Below are 16,505 nucleotides of genomic sequence, written 5' to 3'. Positions count from 1 at the left end.
AGCCCGGCTGCGCCCCCTGCTGACCGTAGGCACCCTGGTCGTAGGACGGCTGCTGACCGTACCCCGGCTGCGTGCCCTGCTGGCCGTAACCGCCGGGCTGGCCGTAACCGGGCTGGTTCTGCCCGGGTCCGGTGCCGTCCGTCCGGTACCCCACCACCGTCGCGTCGGGGTCGAGATCCCCGGGGCCCTGACCCGTGTCGTGCGAGCCGTATCCGGAGTGTCCCGACGGGGTGCGATCGCGGTCGGGATCATCCTGCGGATACGGCGGCTGTCCGTTGGTCACCGCGTCACCTCACTTCGACTACGCATGCGGCGCATTCGAGACTCACATGCACGTTGCAGCACAAGGTATCGAGATAGTCGTCCGAGAGTCACCTTTTGTCACAGTCACAACTGCGGTCATCGCGCCTGACCTGGGGCGGCAGATGAAGCAGCATCCGCGTGTTCCCCAGGGTGTTCGGCTTCACGTGCTCCAGGTCGAGGAATTCGGCGACGCCCTCGTCGTAGGAGGCGAGCAACTCGGCGTAGACCTCGGGCGAGACGGGCGTGCCCTGGATCCGCCGGAAGCCGTGGCGCGCGAAGAAGTCGACCTCGAAGGTGAGGCAGAAGACCCTGCGCAGGCCGAGTTCGCCGGCCGTGCGGATCAGCGCCGAGACGATCATGTGGCCGATGCCCTGGCCCCGGCACGCCGGATCGACGGCGACGGTGCGGATCTCGGCGAGGTCCTCCCACAGGACGTGCAGCGCCCCGCAGCCCATGACGGCCCCGTCCCGCTCGGCCACCCAGAACTCCTGGACGTCCTCGTACAGGGTGACCGTGGCCTTCTCCAGCAGTCGCGGCCCGGCGCCGCCGTAGGTGTCGACCAGCCGCCGGATCGCCCGCACGTCCGGCGTGCGGGCGCGCCGGACCGTGACCTCGCCCGTGACCCCGCCGGTGGTCCCGGCTGTGGCTCCCGCCGTGGCCCCGGCCGTGACCCCGCTCGCCGACCCGGTCGTCGCCCCGGTCCCGTCCGTCAGGGCGTCCGCCGCCGGGGAGGGTTCCGCAACCTGCTCCATGACCGATCAGCGTACGTCCTCGGCACACCCCCATTACGGCCCAGCCGTAACTTCGGTCACAACGGCACCGCCCGGCTCCCGGTGTCACCCCCGTCGCGCCCGGCCGGAAACCCCGGTGACGGCGGCCATTCGCCCTCGGCATGGACCGGGGCCTGCGGCTACATGGGCGGTATGCCGCTCATAGCGACATGGATCCAGGTTGACAGGCATGAGGATCATGAAAGTATGTGATCTGCCTGTGACTTTCCGGTTGTGAAAGCTCTACCGACTTTGTGGTTCTGGTTGAGCATGAACCTCCAATTGCACTAATGTCCGTGCTCGATGTCAGCTTCCCCGAAAAGCTGACCCGCCGAATCCCCGGACCCGGGGAGCCGGGGACCCACCCTCCACGCGTCCCCAGGGGTGAATCCGAGCCGTCACCGGCGTGCTCGGTAGGGCTGCCTCCGGCCCGAACCCGTCAGCTAACCCGGCAGGCGGCCGAGAGAGGAGCCCGTTGGTGAAGCGCACGCCGCGCCGTGGCAGTGGACGTCCAGCCGGACCCGTCCCGATGCGGGAGCGCGTCTCCCGTCGCCTTTCCGGCCGGACGGCCTCCATCGGGCTCGCGTTCACCCTCCTCGCGGTCGGCGCTCCCATGACGTCCGCCGGTGCGGACCCGAAACCGGACCTCCGGCAGCTCGCCAAGCAGGTCGAGAAGCTCCACGTCGAGGTCGAGACGCTCGCCGAGCAGTACAACGGCGCACGCGTGAAGCTCAAGCAGGCGCAGCGCGCCGCCGAGGTGGCCAAGAAGAACCTGTCCACCAGTGAGACGGAGCTGGAGTCCCGGCGCACCAAGGCGACCCTCCTCGCGCAGAGCACCTACATGTCGGGGGGCCTGGGCTCCACGCTCGCCTTCACCCAGTCGAGCGACCCCGACACCTTCCTCGACCAGGCCGCCACCAGCTACGCCCTCCAGCAGCGGCAGAGCGAGGAGGTCGCCCAGGTCGCCCAGGCGCTCAAGGTCGCCGAGCAGGCCCGGGCCAGCGCCAGCGCCCGGTCCGCCGAGGTCAAGAAGCTGCTGGGCGAGCTCGGCGACAAGCGTTCCAAGATCGAACGCCTGGTCGGCAAGCTGGAGGGCAACCTCTACCGGGAGGTCCGCGACCGCGCCCAGGGCATGCAGGGCCGGGCGACCAGGCTCACCGTTCCGGTCGTGGGCCAGGGCAAGGCGGCCGAGGCGGTGCGCTGGGCGCTCACCCAGCAGCTCAAGCCGTACGTCTGGGGCGCCGAGGGACCCAACTCCTTCGACTGCTCGGGGCTGGTCCTGTGGGCCTACCAGAAGGTCGGCATCAGCCTGCCCCACTACACCGGTGACCAGTGGACCGCCGGCACCCACGTCTCCCGCGACCAACTGCGCCCCGGCGACCTGGTCTTCTTCTACAGCGACCTGCATCACGTCGGGATCTACCTCGGCGCCGGCCTGATGATCCACGCCCCGCAGACCGGTGACGTGGTCCGCATCGCCCCCATGGGCAACCGGCCCTTCGCCGGGGGCGTGCGCGTCGCCGACTGAATCCGGCCGGCGTACGGCCGGACCGGACGGACCCGGGCACACGATCAGCAGGGTGCCCGGCCTGACCCGACGGGCGTATGACCGGCCGGATGCACGAACCGGCCGGACGGACACACGACCAGCAGGGTGCACGGCCTGACCGGGCGGACCACGACCGGTCGGCCGGTGCACGGCGGACCGGCCGGGTGTACGGCGTCAGATCAGGCGGCGGCGGGCGGCCCAGGCCACCGCCTCGATCGCGGTGGCCACGCCGATGCGGTCACAGATCCCGCGCAGCCTGCGCCGGACCGTCCGGCCGCTGATGTCGAGGCGGCGGCCCACCCTGTCGACGGTGACGCCCTTGGCCAGCTCGGCCAGGAGCACGAGGTCCTCCTCGCTGAGATCGATATCCTCAGTGCCCGGAAGACTTTCGCCGCGGCGGGAATCCACTTCCGGATATGCCATCTAGCAACTCCCCCCGCAACGGGACTCAGGCGTGAGCACGCTGGAATCGATGTCGCCCGTCAGGAACGGTAAACGCCCCGTTCAAAGGTCGTCAAGCTCTGCTCTTCATAGAGATGGCCCACACTATTGACAGAGTGGGCGTTACATGAAGTACTCATGATATGTCGGGCCCATTGTGATTAAGCGGCTGCCGAGCCGGAGGGCGCGCCGCCGGACCGCCGTCGCGCCCGGGGCCCGCGCCAGGCGTGTCCGCGGTCTGTCCGCAGCCTGCCCGCGACATGAGCCGAGGTCATCACCGTGATCCGCCCCGGAGCCGCACCGTGGGGCCATGCCGTGGACCGTTCCGTGGGCCACCGCGGGTCCTCCGCCGGGACGAGCCGTACGGCCGGCGCCCGCCGCATTTCCCGCAGAAAACGATCGGCCCGGCGGGCGTCGCGCATCCCGTCGACCGCGGCCCCCGGCCACGCCCCTGACGGCACCGAGAAAATCATCGGGCAATGGCCGTCGGATGAAACCGGCTTTCCGGCATTCCGCGAGGAGCCGATCGCCGGCCGCCCGGATCATCGGGGAAATGGCGTCTCCGCTCAGCGGGAGGAACGGAACGAGCCCGCGATCCACGGGGACCGCGGGCTCGTCGGGCGAGGCCGGAGGGCCTGGCGGACCGGGCCCGCGGGGCGGGCCCGGTGACGCTCAGCCGGTGGGCTTCACCAGCGGGAACAGAATGGTGTCGCGGATGTTCTTGCCGGTGAAGGCCATGACGAGGCGGTCCACACCGACCCCCACGCCGCCGGTGGGCGGCATGCCGTACTCCAGGGCGGTGAGGAAGTCCTCGTCGAGCTGCATGGCCTCGGGGTCGCCGCCCGCGGCGAGCAGCGACTGCTCGGTGAGGCGGCGGCGCTGCTCGATCGGGTCGCTCAGCTCCGAGTAGCCGGTGCCGAGCTCGGTGCCGAACCCGATGAGGTCCCACTTCTCGGTGAGCAGCGGGTTGTCCCGGTGCGTCCGGGCCAGCGGTGAGGTCTCCAGCGGGTAGTCCATGACGAACGTCGGCTGGATGAGCGTGTGCTCGACCAGCTCCTCGAAGAGCTCCTGGACGAGCTTGCCCTGGCCCCACTTGGGGTCCCAGCGGATGTCGCGCGCGTCGGCGAGCTTGCGCACGTGCTCCAGCGGCGTCTCGGTCGTCACCTCCTCGCCCAGCGCCTCCGAGACCGATCCGTAGACGGTGACGCGCGGCCACTCGGGCAGGCCCAGGTCGATCTCCTGCCCCTCGTGGACCACCACGGAGTGGCCGAGCGCGGCCACGACCGCGTTCTGGATCATCCGCTGGGTCAGGTCGGCGATGCCGTTGTAGTCGAGATAGGTGCCGTAGGCCTCCATCATCGTGAACTCGGGGTTGTGGGTGGCGTCCGCGCCCTCGTTGCGGAAGTTGCGGTTGATCTCGAAGACCTTCTCGATGCCGCCCACCACGAGCCGCTTGAGGTAGAGCTCGATCGCGATGCGAAGGTAGAGCTCCATGTCGTAGGCGTTGATGTGCGTCCTGAACGGCCGGGCCGAAGCGCCGCCGTGGATGCGCTGCAGCATCGGCGTCTCGACCTCGAGGTAGCCCTCGCCGTGCCAGAAGTCGCGGATCGCCCGCACGACGGCGCTGCGGGTGTAGGCCATCCTCCGGGCCTCGTCGTTGACGACGAGGTCCACGTAGCGCTGGCGGACCCGCGCCTCGGGGTCGGTCAGGCCGACGTGCTTCTCCGGCAGCGGGCGCAGGCACTTGGAGGTGATCGCCCAGCGGTCGGCGAGGATGGACAGCTCGCCCCGGCGGGAGGTGATGACCTCGCCCTCGATGCCGATCTGGTCGCCGAGGTCGACGTCGCGCTTCCACGCGGCCAGGGACTCCTCGCCGACCCTGTCCAGGGAGATCATGACCTGGAGATCGGCCGAGCCGTCGCGGATGGTGGCGAAGCAGAGCTTGCCACCGGTCCGGGACAACATGACGCGGCCGGTGACGCCCACTTTGTCGCCGGTCGCGGTGTCAGCGGCGAGATCGGCGTATTTCTCGCGGATCTCGGCGTTGGTCGCGGTGCGCGGGAAGGTCACCGGGTAGGGGTCGACACCCTCGGCACGGAGGCGATCGAGCTTCTCCCGGCGCACACGCATCTGCTCGGGCAGATCGTCGGCCGGGTTCGTCAGGTCAGCGGTCACAGAGCCAAGGGTACCGATGTCCGGCTACGGAACGTTTCTGTTATAGATCAGCCTGAGCCCGATCAAAGTGAGCCACGGCTCGTGGACGTCGATCGAGCGGGCCTCCCCCACCACGAGCTGCGCCGCGCTGCCGGTGGCGACGACCGTGACGTCGTCGGGGTCGTCGGCCAGCTCGGCCGCCATCCGCTCGACGATCCCGTCCACCTGGCCGGCGAAGCCGTAGATGATGCCGGCCTGGAGCGCCTCGACGGTGTTCTTGGCGATCACCGAACGCGGCCGGACCAGCTCCACCTTGTGCAGCTGCGCGCCGGCCGCCGCCAGGGCGTCCACCGAGATCTCGATGCCGGGAGCGGTGACCGCGCCGACGTACTCGCCCTTGGCGGAGACGGCGTCGAAGGAGGTCGCGGTGCCGAAGTCGACGATCACGCAGGGCCCGCCGTACAGGTTGATGGCGGCGAGCGCGTTGACGATGCGGTCGCTGCCGACCTCCTTGGGGTTGTCCATCCGGACCGGCACGCCGGTGCGGACGCCGGGCTCGACGATCACGGCGTTGACGTCGCCGTAGTAGCGGCGGCACATCTCCCGCATCTCGTTGAGCACCGACGGCACCGTGGAGCAGATGACGATGCCATTGACGTCGGTGCCCTTGAGCAGCGGTGACTGGCCGAGCAGGCCCTGCAGCACCACGGCTATCTCGTCGGCCGTGCGCCGGGCGTCGGTGGCGATGCGCCAGTGCTCGATGACCTCCTCGCCCTCGAACAGGCCGAGAACGGTGTGGGTGTTGCCGACGTCGATGGCGAGCAGCATCAGTATCAGTTCCCTCGAAGGTCCATGGCGATGTCCAGCGCGGGCGCCGAGTGGGTGAGCGCGCCCACGGCGAGATAGTCGACGCCGGTCGCGGCCACCTCACGCGCCGAATCCAAGGTCAGCCCTCCGCTGGACTCCAGTCGTGCCCTGCCGCCCACCAGCCGTACGGCCCGCGCCAGGTCTTCCACGCTGAAATTGTCCAACAGGATCTCCTCGGCTCCTTCCGCGAGCACCGGCTCGATCTGGTCGATCCGGTCGACCTCGACCTCGATCGGCAACCCGGGGTACGCGTCGCGGACGGCCCGGAACGCCTCCGCCACCCCGCCGGCGGCCACGACGTGATTGTCCTTGATCAGGGCGGCGTCCGAAAGCGACATGCGGTGGTTGACCCCGCCGCCGCAGCGGACGGCGTACTTCTCAAGGGCCCGCAGGCCGGGCAGCGTCTTGCGGCTGTCCCTGATCCGCGCGCCGGTGCCCGCCACGGCCTCGGTCCAGCGGCCGGTGAGGGTCGCGACGCCGGACAGGTGGGTGAGCAGGTTGAGGGCGGTCCGCTCGGCGGTCAGCAGGTCGCGGGTGGCGCCGGTGACCGTCATCAGGACGTCGCCGCGGGAGACCCGCTCGCCGTCCTTGACGCGGCGCTCGACCACGACGCCGTCCCCGCCGACGCGGGAGAAGACGGCCTCGGCGAGGGCCAGCCCGCAGACCACCCCGTCCGCGCGGGCCACCACGTCGGCGGTGTCGGTACGGCCGGCGGGGATGGTGGCGGCGCTGGTGACGTCGCCGGCCTCCTGGAGGTCCTCCCGCAGCGCGGCCTCCACGACCGCCTCCACCCCGGCGGGGTCGAGGCCCGCCTCGGTGAGTTCGGCCGCCGCCCGCGGCGGCAGCCCGGTCGTGCGCCGCTCGTGGGGCACGTACGTCATCGTGATTCCCTCCGATGTCAGGGTCAGGTCCAGGTGGCCCAGCCACCAGGCATCATTCCGGTCGGGGAAGTCCTCGCGCCAGTGCGAGCCGCGGGTCTCCTCCCGGTTGCGGGCCGCCGCGACCAGTGCCGACGCGACGGTCAGCAGGTTCGTGGCCTCCCACGACTCGGTGCACGGCTCGACCGCCACCGGGGTCCACCGCGCGCCCAGCAGGGCCTTGGCGACCTCGGCCAGCGACTCCTCGCCGCGCAGCACGCCCGCGCCCCGGCTCATGTGCGCCTGGATCCGGGGGCGGGTCCGGGGGTCGGCGAGGCCGGCCGGCCGCCCGTCGGGCACGGGCACGGGCACGGGCAGGGGGACGGAGTCGCCGGGCGCCGGCCGTACGGTGTGGATGTCGGCGGCGATCCGCTCGGCGAAGACCAGCCCTTCGAGGAGCGAGTTGGAGGCCAGCCGGTTGGCGCCGTGCACGCCGGTGCAGGCCACCTCGCCGCAGGCGTACAGGCCCGGCACACCGGTACGGCCGCGCAGGTCGACGCGGACGCCGCCGCTGGCGTAGTGGGCGGCGGGCGCGACCGGGATGGGCTGCGTCACCGGGTCGATGCCGTGCTCCAGGCAGACCGCGTGGATCGTCGGGAAGCGGGTGCGCCACTTGTGCTCGCCGAAATGGCGGGCGTCGAGGTACATGTGGGCGGCGCCGGTCTCGCGCATCCGCCGCATGATCGCCTTGGCCACGACGTCGCGGGGGGCGAGGTCGGCCAGCTCGTGGACCCCCCGCATGAAGCGGGTGCCGTCGGCGTCGACGAGCACCGCGCCCTCGCCGCGGACCGCCTCGGAGATCAGCGGCTGCTGGCCGGTGGCGTCCTCTCCCAGCCAGAGCACGGTCGGGTGGAACTGGACGAACTCCAGGTCGCGCACGACGGCTCCGGCCCGCAGCGCGAGGGCCACGCCGTCGCCGGTGGAGACGACGGGGTTGGTGGTCGCGGCGTAGACCTGGCCCATGCCGCCGGTGGCCAGCACCACGGCGCGGGCCCGGACCGCGCCCACGCCGTCGCGTTCGCCCTCGCCCATGACGTGGAGCGTCACCCCGGCGGTCCGGCCCTCGGCGTCCTTGAGCAGGTCGAGCACGAGGGCGTGCTCGATGACCTCGATCGCCGACTCCCGGACCGCCTGCACCAGGGCCCGTTGCACCTCGGCTCCGGTGGCGTCGCCGCCCGCGTGGACGATGCGGTCGCGCCGGTGGCCGCCCTCGCGGGTGAGCTGGAGCTCGCCCGCGGCGTCGGTGTCGAACCGCGCCCCGGTGGCGATCAACCGGCGCAGGGCGTCCGGGCCCTCGGTGACCATGGCCCGCACCGCCTCGGTGTCGCAGAGGCCGACCCCGGCGAGGAGGGTGTCGGACAGGTGCTCCTCCGGGGTGTCGGCGGGGTCGAGCACGGCGGCGATCCCGCCCTGCGCCCAGCGGGTGGACCCCGACGACAGCACGTCCTTGGTGACGACCAGGACCCGGGCGGCGGGTTCGAGGGCCGCGTACCGCAGGGCCAGGGTCAGGCCCGCGACGCCGGAGCCCACCACGACCACGTCGGCCTCGACCGTCCAGCCAGGCGGGGGCGCGGTCAGCCTCTGGGGGATGGCCGGGATCGTCATTGCCGCCTCCTTGTGGGATGGGTAGAGGCACCTGATTTCGTCAATGTGACGATAACGCCCGCCGGATGATGCTTCTTCCCCGGGGTGCCTTCAAGACGTCCCGGACCCTGGTCCACAGAGGGTCTTTCATGGGATGATCAGATGATCTTTTTCATCGAGGCCGCCTCGGAGGGTCAGGGCGCGGTCCATCGTCCCGGAGGTCCGACATGCACCAGCCCGTCACCGTCGTGACCGGGGGCAGCCGCGGCATCGGCGCCGCGATCTGCGCCCGTCTCGCCGCCGACGGCCACGACGTCGTCGTGGGCTACCGCTCCGACGCCGACGCCGCGGAGGCCGTCGCCGAGACCGTCCGCGCGGCCGGCCGCCGCTGCCTCACCGTCCCGGCCGACACCGCCGACGAGACCTCCGTGGAACGCCTCTTCGACGCCGCCGCCGAGCTCGGCCCGGTCACCGGGCTGGTCAACAACGCCGGGATCAGCGGCGGCAACGGCCGCCTCGCGGACGCCGACGCCGGCGGCATGCGCCGCGCGCTGGAGGTCAACGTGCTCGGCTACCTGCTGTGCGCCCGCCGTGCCGTACGGGACATGTCGCGGACCGGCGGCGGGGCGATCGTGAACATCTCCTCGGCCGCGGCCACCCTCGGCAGCCCCGGCCAGTACGTCCACTACGCCGCCACCAAGGCCGCCGTGGACGCCATGACCGTCGGCCTGGCCAAGGAGGTCGCCGCCGACGGCATCCGGGTCAACTGCGTGGCCCCCGGCATCATCTGGACGGAGTTCCACGCCGACCCGCAGCGCCCGGCGAAGCTCGCCGGAACCATCCCCATGGGCCGCGCGGGAAGGCCGGAGGAGATCACCGGAGCCGTCTCCTGGCTGCTCTCGGCCGACGCCTCCTACACGACGGGGGCGGTCCTGCGGGTGGCGGGGGGCATGTAGGGCCCCCGAGAGGGCACGCCGCCGGGAACACGAAGGGGGCACCGGGCACACGAAGACCACCGGATTGCCGAACCATGACGTTCCCGCCGGACAGTACATAGGCGTGGAAACAGATATGCATGCCCGGGTACGCGCCGGTGACGCCGACGCGTTCGGGCAGCTCTTCGACCAGTGCGCCGGATCGGTGTACAGCCACGCCTTCCGCCTGACCGGTGACTGGTCGGCCGCCGAGGACATCGTCTCGCTGACCTTCCTGGAGGCGTGGCGGCTGCGGGCCAGGGTCGACGCCGTCGGCGGCTCGCTGCGCCCCTGGCTGCTGGGCATCGCCACGAACGTCGCGCGCAACACCACCCGCGCCGCCCGCCGGTACCGGGCCGCCCTCGCCAGACTCCCCCCGGGCACGGCGGAGCCGGACATCGCCGACGAGGTCGCGGGCCGCCTGGACGACCGGCGGTCCCTGGACGAGATACGGGCCGCCCTGACCGCGCTGCGCCGTTCCGAGCGGGAGGTCCTCGCCCTGTGCGTGGGGGCCGGCCTGGGCTACGCCGAGGCCGCGCGGGCACTCGGCCTGCCGGTGGGCACCGTGCGCTCCCGGCTGTCCCGGGCCCGCAGGAAGCTCGCCGCCCTCACCGGTACGGCGAAGCCCCCGGAACCGCGCGCCGGCCGCGGACAGATAGATGGTGACCGCGGAACCGCGGTCCGGTCCGTCCGGGAGAACACCGCCTGACCCCACGCCCTTCTCCCGCCTGAGGGCGGGCGTCTCCACCCTTTTCGAGGAGAGTCGATGAACGTCGATCCCGGCCCCTGGGCGAACACCGAACGCGCGCTTCCGGCGGACCGCCATCAAAAGATCAAGGAGTTCCTGATGCAGGAGATCCAGCAGGACCCGCGGCCCGTCCCGGCCCGGCGTCTCCCGTTCCGCCGCCCGGTCCTCGCCCTCGCCGCCGCCGTGGCCGCCGCCGCGGCGGTCGCCGTACCGCTGGTGATCGGCGGGGCCCCGGCCTACGCGGTGGACAAGACCCCGGACGGCTCGATCCGGGTGCAGATCAAGGAGTTCAGGGACGCCAAGAAGCTGGAGGCCGACCTGAAGGACCTCGGGCTCAACGCGGTCGTGGACTATGTGCCGCCGGGCAAGCGGTGCGAGGGGACGCGCGGCGACTTCCTGCCGAGAAGCGAGGCCGATGACCTCCTGACCCTGGACGGCGAGCAGGCCGGGACCGTCGACACCCTCGACGAGACCGCCGTACTGCTCCACCCGTCCGTCCTCAAGCCCGGCCAGACGGCGATGCTGCAGTTCGCCGAGATGCGGGGCAACCCCCACGGCGTCGTCATGGCGTCCCTGGCCCGGATCACGAACGGGACCGTGGCGCCGTGCGTCCTCGTCGACTCCCCGACCCCCGGGTTCGACGAGTACCGCTGACCGGCCGGCCGCCGGTGCGGCCTGTGGGGCCGTGCCGGCGGTTCCGCCCGGCGGGATCCACGCGCCGCCGTCGCCGACATGAACGGATTTTTCCGTGAAAATCGCTGCTTGACTCTCTCGGCTAATTACATTAGCTTTCAGGCTATGAAGATTAGCCGAGAGGGGCGGGCGATGACCGGGACGCTGAAGATCGACGGCGGCGAGATCACGTACCAGGTGGCCGGGGAGGGCCCGCTGGTCGTCCTGGCACCCGGCATGGGCAACAACAAGGAGGCGTACCGCTTCCTCATCCCCCTGCTCACCGCCGCCGGATACCGGGTCGCCGCCACCGACCTGCGCGGGCACGGCGAGTCCACGCTCGGCTGGTCCTCGTACACCCGCACCGACACCGCCGGCGACCTGATCGCGCTGATCGAGCACCTGGGCGGCCCCGCCGTGATCGTCGGTCACTCGTTCTCCGGCGGCGCGGCCACCATCGCCGCCGCGCGACGGCCCGACCTGGTCGGCGCCGTCGTCGAGATCTGCCCGTTCACCCGCCCGCAGCGGTTCGACCTCGGCGGCCTCCTGCGCGTCCGCCGCCACCGCGCGGGCATGCTGCGGCTCCTGGGCGCGGCCATGTTCAAGAGCCCCGCCATGTGGAAGCGCTACCTCGACGTGGCCGTCCCCGGAGTCAAGCCCGCCGACTGGACGGACTACCTCGCCGCCCTGGAGGCCGACCTGAGCAGGCCGGGCCGGATGGCCGTGGTCTCGTCGATGGGCTTCGCCGCCCCGCACGACGCCGGCGAGGCCCTGCCGGAACTCCGGCGTCCCGCCCTCGTCGTGATGGGCGCCCTCGACCCCGACTGGGTCGACCCCGAGGCCGAGGCCCGCTCCATCGTCGCCGCCCTGCCCGAAGGACAGGGGTCGTACGTGATGATCGAAGGCGCCGGGCACTACCCGCACACCCAGTTTCCCGAGGAGGTCGCCGCCGCGATTCTGCCCTTCCTCAAGGACCACGCCCGTGCCTAGGGCCTCCCTGTCCCGGGAGGCCGTCGTCGGCCTCGCGCTGCGCGTCGTGGACGAGGAGGGTCCCGCCGCGCTCACCCTGGCGGCGGTGGCCGCCCGTGCCGGAGTGGCCACGCCGTCCCTGTACAAGCACGTGCGGAACCTCGCCGAGCTGCGCGAGCTCCTCTCCGCACACGTGATGGGCGAGATCTCGGCCCGCATCGGCGACGCCGTGCTCGGCCGATCGGGCGACGAGGCCCTGCGCGCCCTGATGGCCGCCTGGCGCTCGTACGTCCGGGCCCACCCCGGCCGCTACGCGGCCATGATCCAGAGCCCGCAGCCGGGCGTGGCCGAGGCGGGAGGACACCTGGTGGACGTCATGTCAGCGGCCCTGCGCTCCTACGACCTGACCGACCCCGAGACGGTCCACGCGGTCCGCTGCCTGCGCTCGGCCGTCCACGGCTTCTCCCTGCTGGAGGCCGCGGGCGCGTTCGGCCTGCCCGAGTCGCTCGACGACACCTACGAGCTGCTCACCCGCATGGTCATCGCCGGCCTGCGCGAGCCCCGGCCCTGACCCCGGAACGTCCCGCGCGGGGATCGGGACCCCGAGGCCGGCCGGAACGCCCGTATCGGGAGGTACGGCCCGCCGCCGCGCGGAAGATCCCGGGACCGGTCCCGGGATCCGCGGGGACGGGGCGTCTGCGTACCGCGTGCTCAGCGGTGCGGGCGACAGGACCCGGGATCCGCGGGAACGGAGGTCCCGGAACCGGCCGGAACGCCTACGCCGGGACGTACCGCTCGTCGCCGCGCAGGAGGTCCCCGGCCCCCGGGACGGCCGGCTCCGGCGCCTCGGCGGGGTCGTGGCCGAGGCCGGTGATCCGGTTGCCGCTGTCGACGTGGACGATCCGGGGCCGGAAGCTCCTGGCCTCGGCGTCCTCCATCTGGCCGTACCCGATGATGATCACCAGGTCGCCCACGTGGACGAGCCGGGCGGCGGCGCCGTTGATGCCGATGACCCCCGAGCCGCGGGGGCCGGGGATCGTGTAGGTCACCAGCCGGGCGCCGTTGTCGATGTCGACGATGTGCACCTGCTCGCCGGGGAGCAGTCCCGCGGCGTCCAGCAGGTCCTCGTCGATCGTCACCGATCCCACGTAGTGCAGGTCGGCCTGGGTGACGACGGCCCGGTGGATCTTGGAGGTGAGCATGGTCCGGAACATGCCTGAAGAAGCCCTTCCGTGTGGTCGCGCCGCCCCGTGGCGTGCACGCCTGATGCGGAATATATCCGAGCCCGTCCCGGGATCTGTTCGCCGTGTGCTCCGTTCCCATCGGATTCCACAGGGGCGTCCGGTCCCGTCACGTGACGGGACCGCGGGCCGTGCTCGGGAGACGCGCGGAGATCTCCCGCACCCGCCGCGTCGCCGCCCCGATCGCCGCGGGCCGCCGCCGGGAGACGCGCGGAGGCGTCAGAGCGTGACGGTCACGTTGTCGATCAGCCGGGTGGAACCGACCTTCGCCGCCACGGCCAGGATCGCCTCCCCCTCATGGTCGTCGCCGGCCTCCTCGAAGGTGGCCGGGTCGACCAGGACGAGGTAGTCGAGGGACACCGCGGGCTCGCCGTCCAGGACCTCCCGCGCGGCCCGGCGGATCTCCGCGGGCGTCCGCCGCCCAGCCCCCGCGAACAGCGCCCGGGACAGGCTCAGCGCGGCCCGCCGGTCGTCGCCGGACAGGTACCGGTTGCGGCTGGACAGCGCCAGGCCGTCGGCCTCGCGGACCGTGGGGCCGCCGACGACCGCGACCGGCACGTCGAGGTCGGCGACCATCCGGCGGATCATCGCGAGCTGCTGGGCGTCCTTCCGGCCGAACACCGCCACGTCCGGCCGTACCAGGTTGAACAGCTTGAGCACCACGGTCAGCACGCCGTCGAGGTGGCCGGGCCGGAAGGCGCCCTCGGCGATCGTGCCCATCCGCCCCGCCGACACGCCGACCTGCCGGTCCGGCAGGTACATGTCGTCGGCGGAGGGCGCGAACACCACGCTCACCCCCTCGGCGGCGCACACCGCAAGGTCCGCGTCGAACGTCCGGGGGTAACGGGAGAAGTCCTCGGCCGGGCCGAACTGCAAGGGGTTCACGAAGACGCTCACGACGACGTGGTCCGCCCGCTCCCGGGCCAGCCGCATGAGCGAGCGGTGCCCCTCGTGCAGCGCGCCCATCGTCGGCACCAGCGCCAGCTCCGCCGTACTCCGGGAGATCCCGCCGTGCGCCCCGAGCGCCCGGCGCGCCTCGGCCAGCTCGGCGCGGTTGCGCGCCACGATCACGTCCATATGTTGCCTCCCAGCGCGTCCAGGAGGCGCTCGGCGGTCTCGGGCTTGAGCAGCCCGGCCGCCAGCGCCCGGTCCGCCGTGAGCCTAGCGAGCGCCACGTAGGCGTCCGCCGCCTCGGGAGCGGCCAGGATGAGGGCGTCGATGTGCTTGCGCACCGTCCCGGCGTCCCCGCGCACCACGGGCCCGGTCAGTCCCGCGAGGCCGAGCCGCAGCACGTTGTCCAGGGCGGCGCCCAGCAGCGGGCCGAGCATCCTGCCCGGCTGCTCCACGCCGATCCGCCCCAGGAGGTCGGCGGACTCGGCGACGAGCGTGACCATGTGGTTGGCGGCGCCGGCGAGTGCGGCGTGGTAAAGCGGCCGGTCGGCGTCCTCGATCCAGACCGGCTCGCCCTCCATCTCGATGACCAGCGCCTCGGCGACCGGGCGGAGCGGGCCGGGCGCGGTGACCCCGTAGGAGATGCCGACGAGGCGGCGCAGGTCGTCGTCCCGGCCGGTGAAGGTCATCACCGGGTGGAGCGCCAGCGGCAGCGCGCCCGCCTTGGCGGCCGGGTCCAGCACGCCCAGGCCGTACGCGCCACTGGTGTGGGCGACCATCTTGCCGCGCAGGTCGGCGCCGGTGCCGGCGAGGCCGGAGACCAGGTCCGGCAGGACGTCGTCGGGGACCGTCAGCAGGACGAGGTCGGACTGCGCCACCACCTCCTCCGGACGGCACGGGGTGACGCCGAGCCGCTCGGTCGCCCGTTCCCTGGAGGAGTCGGAGACGCCGCTCGCCGCGACGATCCGGTGGCCCGCCCGCGCCAGGGCCGCACCGAGGGCCGAGCCGACCCGGCCGGCCCCGACGACCCCGACGGCAAGGCGCGCCGGATGATCACCTGCGTCCATGTTGTCCTGTCCTTGACCGCATCGGGGGCTCCGTGTCCAGTTGACCAGAGTAACGGGCTCGGCTTTCCCGGCCACGCACCGGCACGTGCCGGAACGCCCGCGCCGTACGGCCATGCGCTGAGTGGATCATCGGCCCCCGTGGAACACCGCCGGACCGGTAGCGTCGTGGGCGTGTGGCTCACCTGGCGCGTCGCGATGGAGCAAGCGCTCTACGGAGAGAACGGCTTCTACCTGCGGGAGCGTCCCTCCGGGCACTTCCGGACCTCCGTCGGCGCCTCCCCCGTCTTCGCCGAGGCGGTGCTGCGCCGGCTGGTGGCGGTGGACGACGCGCTCGGCAACCCGCCGGTGGTCGACCTGGTGGACGTCGGCGCCGGTGAGGGCGAGCTGGCCGCCCGGGTGCTCACCGCCGCGCCACCCGGCCTCCGCGAGCGGCTGCGGGCGACCGGGGTGGACCTCGCGTCCCGGCCGCCCTCGCTGCCGGCGGAGATCCGGTGGGCGCACGCCGTACCGAACGGCGTCCGCGGCCTGGTGATCGCCAACGAGTGGCTGGACAACGTGCCCCTGGACGTCGCCGAGCAGACGGCGGACGGCCCCCGGCTGGTCCTGGTGGACCCCGTGGACGGCGCGGAACGCCTCGGGGAGGCCCCCTGCGACGCCGACCTCGCCTGGCTGAACCGCTGGTGGCCGATGCGGTCGCCCGGCGAGCGTGCCGAGATCGGCAGACCGCGCGACGAGGCGTGGGCCTCGGTGATCGTACGGCTGGCGGCCGGGGAGGCCGTCGCGATCGACTACGCGCACTCCCTGGCCGAGCGCCCGCCGTACGGCACGCTGACCGGTTACCGCGACGGGTCCCTGGTCCCGCCGGTGCCGGACGGGTCGTGCGACGTCACCGCCCACGTGGCCCTGGACGCCTGCGCGGCGGCCGGTGAACGCGCCGGGGCCGGCGGGGAGACCGGCGACACGGGCAAGGCCGGGGACACCGGAGAAGCCGGGACCACCGCCGGGGCGCGGAGCACACACGCCGGGGGTGGCGGAGGCGTCGGGGGCGTCGGGGGCGTCGGGGGCCTCGTCACGACGCTGACCACCCAGCGCCGGGCGCTCCTCGGCCTCGGCGTCACCGGTACCCGCCCGCCTGACGAGCTCGCCCGCACCGACCCGCGCGGCTACCTCCGGGCCCTCGCCAGAGCGTCCCAGGAGGCGGAACTGATCGCCACGGGCGGCCTGGGCGACTTCGGCTGGCTGGCCCAGTCACGTCTCTGATCCGGCCGTCCCTCCCGGTTCCTCCCGGTCCAGGGCGTCCAGGGCGTCCAGGGCGTCCAGGGCGTCCAGGCCGAGACGCCTGACCCTTCTCCGTCGCG

Annotated in this window: 15 protein-coding genes, 1 pseudogene and 1 riboswitch; of the genes and pseudogenes, 7 read left to right on the top strand and 9 right to left on the bottom strand. The window is 72.6% G+C overall.

What is annotated here, in order from left to right; translation table 11 throughout:
• Positions 1-283 (bottom strand): annotated as a pseudogene (locus tag AB0D67_RS13425) (hypothetical protein); the annotation flags it as partial.
• Positions 284-371: 88 nt separating this feature from the next.
• The gene (locus tag AB0D67_RS13420) at positions 372-1,055 is read right to left on the bottom strand and encodes an amino-acid N-acetyltransferase (RefSeq protein ID WP_362933538.1); all 684 of its coding nucleotides are present in this window, start codon (positions 1,053-1,055) and stop codon (positions 372-374) included.
• A 337-nt stretch (positions 1,056-1,392) separates the two neighbouring features.
• Positions 1,393-1,546, top strand: a riboswitch (cyclic di-AMP (ydaO/yuaA leader).
• 5 nt (positions 1,547-1,551) lie between these two features.
• Here AB0D67_RS13420 and AB0D67_RS13415 point away from each other — a divergent pair.
• Positions 1,552-2,601 (top strand): NlpC/P60 family protein, encoded by a 1,050-nt coding sequence (locus tag AB0D67_RS13415; protein ID WP_362933536.1) that lies wholly within the window; start codon positions 1,552-1,554, stop codon positions 2,599-2,601.
• A 195-nt stretch (positions 2,602-2,796) separates the two neighbouring features.
• Here the strand turns inward: AB0D67_RS13415 and AB0D67_RS13410 are convergent, their stop codons facing one another.
• From AB0D67_RS13410 to AB0D67_RS13395, 4 genes are all read right to left on the bottom strand, one after another.
• Positions 2,797-3,045 carry a LuxR C-terminal-related transcriptional regulator gene (locus tag AB0D67_RS13410; protein ID WP_179822022.1) on the bottom strand — a complete coding sequence of 83 codons (249 nt, stop codon included), beginning with the start codon at positions 3,043-3,045 and terminating at the stop codon, positions 2,797-2,799.
• 690 nt (positions 3,046-3,735) lie between these two features.
• Positions 3,736-5,238: a bifunctional lysylphosphatidylglycerol synthetase/lysine--tRNA ligase LysX gene (gene lysX, locus AB0D67_RS13405; protein ID WP_362933533.1), complete on the bottom strand. Its 1,503-nt coding sequence runs from the start codon at positions 5,236-5,238 to the stop codon at positions 3,736-3,738.
• A 24-nt stretch (positions 5,239-5,262) separates the two neighbouring features.
• A complete protein-coding gene (locus AB0D67_RS13400; protein WP_362933530.1) occupies positions 5,263-6,045 on the bottom strand; it encodes a type III pantothenate kinase in 783 nt (260 codons plus the stop codon).
• Positions 6,046-6,050: 5 nt separating this feature from the next.
• Positions 6,051-8,606: an L-aspartate oxidase gene (locus tag AB0D67_RS13395; protein ID WP_362933527.1), complete on the bottom strand. Its 2,556-nt coding sequence runs from the start codon at positions 8,604-8,606 to the stop codon at positions 6,051-6,053.
• Positions 8,607-8,812: 206 nt separating this feature from the next.
• On the opposite strand from AB0D67_RS13395, the gene AB0D67_RS13390 reads away from it, so the two are divergent.
• The 5 genes from AB0D67_RS13390 to AB0D67_RS13370 all read left to right on the top strand — a co-directional run bounded on the left by AB0D67_RS13390 (position 8,813) and on the right by AB0D67_RS13370 (position 12,519).
• Positions 8,813-9,541 carry an SDR family oxidoreductase gene (locus AB0D67_RS13390; protein ID WP_362933524.1) on the top strand — a complete coding sequence of 243 codons (729 nt, stop codon included), beginning with the start codon at positions 8,813-8,815 and terminating at the stop codon, positions 9,539-9,541.
• 115 nt (positions 9,542-9,656) lie between these two features.
• A complete protein-coding gene (locus AB0D67_RS13385) occupies positions 9,657-10,268 on the top strand; it encodes an RNA polymerase sigma factor (protein ID WP_362933521.1) in 612 nt (203 codons plus the stop codon).
• A 57-nt stretch (positions 10,269-10,325) separates the two neighbouring features.
• A complete protein-coding gene (locus tag AB0D67_RS13380) occupies positions 10,326-10,961 on the top strand; it encodes a hypothetical protein (protein WP_362933518.1) in 636 nt (211 codons plus the stop codon).
• 144 nt (positions 10,962-11,105) lie between these two features.
• Positions 11,106-11,969 (top strand): alpha/beta hydrolase, encoded by an 864-nt coding sequence (locus AB0D67_RS13375; RefSeq protein ID WP_362933515.1) that lies wholly within the window; start codon positions 11,106-11,108, stop codon positions 11,967-11,969.
• Positions 11,962-12,519, top strand: a complete 558-nt coding sequence (locus AB0D67_RS13370; protein WP_362933512.1) for a TetR-like C-terminal domain-containing protein — start codon at positions 11,962-11,964, stop codon at positions 12,517-12,519. The genes AB0D67_RS13375 and AB0D67_RS13370 overlap by 8 nt, the downstream gene beginning before the upstream one ends.
• Before the next feature lie 205 nt (positions 12,520-12,724).
• Here AB0D67_RS13370 and panD read toward each other — a convergent pair whose 3' ends face one another.
• From panD to AB0D67_RS13355, 3 genes are all read right to left on the bottom strand, one after another.
• Positions 12,725-13,162 carry an aspartate 1-decarboxylase gene (gene panD / locus AB0D67_RS13365; protein ID WP_362933509.1) on the bottom strand — a complete coding sequence of 146 codons (438 nt, stop codon included), beginning with the start codon at positions 13,160-13,162 and terminating at the stop codon, positions 12,725-12,727.
• A gap of 246 nt (positions 13,163-13,408) precedes the next feature.
• On the bottom strand, positions 13,409-14,266 hold the full coding sequence (panC, locus tag AB0D67_RS13360) for a pantoate--beta-alanine ligase (RefSeq protein WP_362933506.1): 858 nt from the start codon (positions 14,264-14,266) through the stop codon (positions 13,409-13,411).
• Complete coding sequence (locus AB0D67_RS13355; RefSeq protein ID WP_362933503.1) at positions 14,257-15,147, bottom strand: DUF2520 domain-containing protein; 891 nt, start codon at positions 15,145-15,147, stop codon at positions 14,257-14,259. Before AB0D67_RS13355 ends, panC begins: the two co-directional genes overlap by 10 nt.
• 171 nt (positions 15,148-15,318) lie before the next feature.
• Between AB0D67_RS13355 and AB0D67_RS13350 the strand changes: the two genes are divergently transcribed.
• A complete protein-coding gene (locus tag AB0D67_RS13350; protein WP_362933500.1) occupies positions 15,319-16,407 on the top strand; it encodes an SAM-dependent methyltransferase in 1,089 nt (362 codons plus the stop codon).
• The last annotated feature ends 98 nt before the right edge of the window (positions 16,408-16,505 follow it).

The organism is Streptosporangium sp. NPDC048047, from assembly GCF_040653115.1.
In the GTDB taxonomy this organism is placed as follows: Bacteria; Actinomycetota; Actinomycetes; order Streptosporangiales; family Streptosporangiaceae; genus Streptosporangium.
The sequence above is the reverse complement of the archived record's forward strand: the minus strand, read 5'-3'. Positions and strand labels throughout refer to the sequence as shown.